This is a genomic window from Terriglobales bacterium (assembly GCA_035624455.1).
Lineage (GTDB): Bacteria > Acidobacteriota > Terriglobia > Terriglobales > Acidobacteriaceae > DASPRM01.
Genome location: DASPRM010000145.1, coordinates 1 through 2,891, shown reverse-complemented (window position 1 = coordinate 2,891; position 2,891 = coordinate 1). Strand labels below are relative to the sequence as shown.

At 60.4% G+C, this 2,891-nt stretch carries 2 protein-coding genes; both read left to right on the top strand.

Annotated elements, in window-relative coordinates; translation table 11 throughout:
• Positions 1-1,461 (top strand): AIR synthase-related protein (locus tag VEG30_16300; protein ID HXZ81490.1); only part of this gene is annotated, 1,461 nt, incomplete at its 5' end.
• 12 nt (positions 1,462-1,473) lie between these two features.
• Positions 1,474-2,891, top strand: a 1,418-nt coding sequence (purF, locus tag VEG30_16295; protein HXZ81489.1) for an amidophosphoribosyltransferase, incomplete at its 3' end; no start/stop codon positions are given.

Sequence of the window (2,891 nt, the reverse complement as noted above, 5' to 3'; positions counted from 1 at the left end):
ACCTGCGAGATGGGCGCTCGCGGTCACGTCGGCATCGAAATTGAACTAGACCTCGTTCACCAGCGCGAAACTGGCATGAGCGCCTACGAGATCATGCTCAGCGAGTCCCAGGAACGCATGCTGCTGGTGGCGGAGAAAGGGCGCGAAGAAGAGGTAGCGCGTGTCTTCCAGAAATGGGGGTTGGACGCAGTCACTGTTGGCCGAGTCACCAGTGATGGCAAGCTGCGCGTGCTGCAGCACAGCAGCCTGGTTGCAGAAATTCCCAATTCCGCTCTCACCGATGAGGCCCCGGTTTACAACCGCCCCATGGAGCGCTGGGAGACGCCAGTTCCGCGCGAGCTGCCGGATGGCGTCAGCCTCGATCGCGACTCCGACCTCGCCGCCGATCTGAAGGCGCTTCTCGCCAGCCCGAACATCTGCTCGAAGCGCTGGATCACCGAGCAATACGAATCCTATGTGCAGCTCACTGGGGTGCAACGTCCTGGCGGAGATGCTGGTGTGATCCGTGTGAAGGGAACTGACCGCGGTCTCGCTATGGCGCTCGATGGCAACGGCCGCTGGTGCTGGCTCGATCCTCGCCTGGGAGCTATGCACGCCGTGGCGGAAGCCGCCCGTAATGTGGCCTGCACTGGAGCGACCCCGGCTGCCGCCACCAATTGCCTCAATTTTGGAAATCCCGAAAAGCCGCACATTATGTGGCAGTTCTCGCAGGTTATCGATGGCATGCGGAGCGCCTGCGAGGAGCTTGAGATCCCAATCACCGGCGGCAATGTCAGCTTCTACAACGAAACTCTGGGCGAAGGCATTTACCCGACTCCCGTCCTTGGCGTGGTCGGCCTGCTCGAAAATCTGGATCGCATGAAGACGCCGCATTTCCAGTCTGCTGGCCGCAGTATTGTGCTGCTGCGTGCATCGGAACCAGGCGACCTTACCGATGCCGAGATAGAGTTCGGCTCTTCAGAGTACGCCAGGGAAATCCTCGGCCAGATATGGGGATTCCCACCAGCACTGGAGCTGGAAAAAGAGGCAGCCCTGCAAAGGTGCGTTGTCGAGATCATCGGGGCTGGTCTGGCCGATTCGGCGCACGACTGCTCCGAAGGCGGGCTGGCCGTGGCGCTGGCCGAATCTGGCTTCCTGAACAACCTGGGAGCCCGGGTTGACCTCCCGGCAGGCGATCTGCCCCCTGCCTACGTTTTGTTTGGCGAAGATGCCAGCCGAATCGTGCTTTCCTGCGACCCCGCCCATGTTGCGGGAATCAAAGAAACAGCGGGTAAACACGGCGTCGCGGCAGACCTGATCGGCGAAACCCAGACCGAAAAGTTAGACATTTCAATGAGTGGCAACCTCGTGGTGTCCGCGCCGATTTCGGAATTGAAGTCTGCCTGGGCAAGTGCGCTGGAAAAGGCCCTGCATACCGAGACAGCGGAACACCTGGTTCCGGAGATTCTGGAAAAAAGCTGAGTGGAGCCAAGCATGCCGAAGCTGGACAAATTCCGGGAAGAATGCGGCGTGGTCGCAGTCTATGGCCACCCCGAAGCTTCCACCGTGGCTTATCTAGGGTTGCATGCCCTCCAGCATCGCGGTCAGGAGTCGGCCGGCATCGTCGCTTCCGATGGTGAGCGTCTGCGCTTGCACAAACAGATGGGCCTGGTCGTGGAAATCTTCACCGAGGACGTCCTGCAGAAGCTGGCCGGAACCCAGGCTATCGGTCACACTCGCTATTCCACGGCCGGAGACTCGGCTTTACTCAACGCCCAGCCCATCCTGGTGGATTGCAATAAGGGCCAGATGGCTCTGGCACACAATGGCAATCTGACCAATGCTTTGGAACTGCGTTCCCGCCTCGAGCGCGACGGCTCTATTTTCCAGACCACCAGCGACACCGAAGTGATCGTTCACCTTATCGCGCACTCGCGCGAGCACACCCTCCCGGACGCGGTTGCCGATGCCCTGCGCCGCATCCAAGGCGCCTTCTCGCTGGTGATTACCACCCGTGACCGCATCTTCGCCGTGCGTGATCCCTACGGTTTTCGCCCGCTCTCGCTGGGCCGCATTCCCGCAGGCGATCATCTGCGGAGAGACGCCATCGTATTTGCTTCGGAGACGACGGCGTTTGATCTCACCGGAGCCGAACTGGAGCGCGACGTCAAGCCGGGCGAGCTCGTTGTTGTCGACTCCGAAGGTATTCATTCCCGCTTCTATGCTCCTGCCAGGCCGCAGTCGAGCTGCATCTTTGAGCATGTCTATTTTTCGCGGCCTGACAGCATAGTGTTCGGTCGATCCGTGTCGCTCAGCCGGGAAGAGCTCGGCCGCCAGCTGGCCCGTGAAGCGCCGGTAGACGCCGATATCGTGGTCGCAGTCCCCGATTCCGGTGTGCCGGCGGCCATTGGCTTTGCAGCTGAGAGCGGTATTCCCTATCGCGTAGGGCTCATTCGTAGCCACTATGTCGGGCGAACCTTCATCGAGCCGGAGCAGCGCGTCCGCGATTTCGGGGTCAGACTGAAGCTTAACCCCGTGCGCAGCGTGCTCGAAGGAAAGCGGGTGATTCTGATTGACGACTCCATCGTCCGCGGCACCACCAGCAAGAAGATTGTTCGCATGATCCGCGCAGCCGGTGCGAAGGAAGTCCACATGCGGATTTCCTGCCCGCCCACTATTTCGCCCTGTTATTACGGTGTGGATACGCCGCACAAGAAAGACCTCATCGCGGCCAACAAGAGTCCCGAGGAGATCCGGCAATTCATCGGCGCCGATTCACTCGCGTATCTTTCTCTGGAAGGCTTGAAGAAGGCTTGCGCGGACGGGGAAGGAACCAACTACTGCACAGCCTGCTACACCGGCCGCTATCCCACCAACCTCGTCGACGTGCAGGAAATCCAATCTGCCACCGT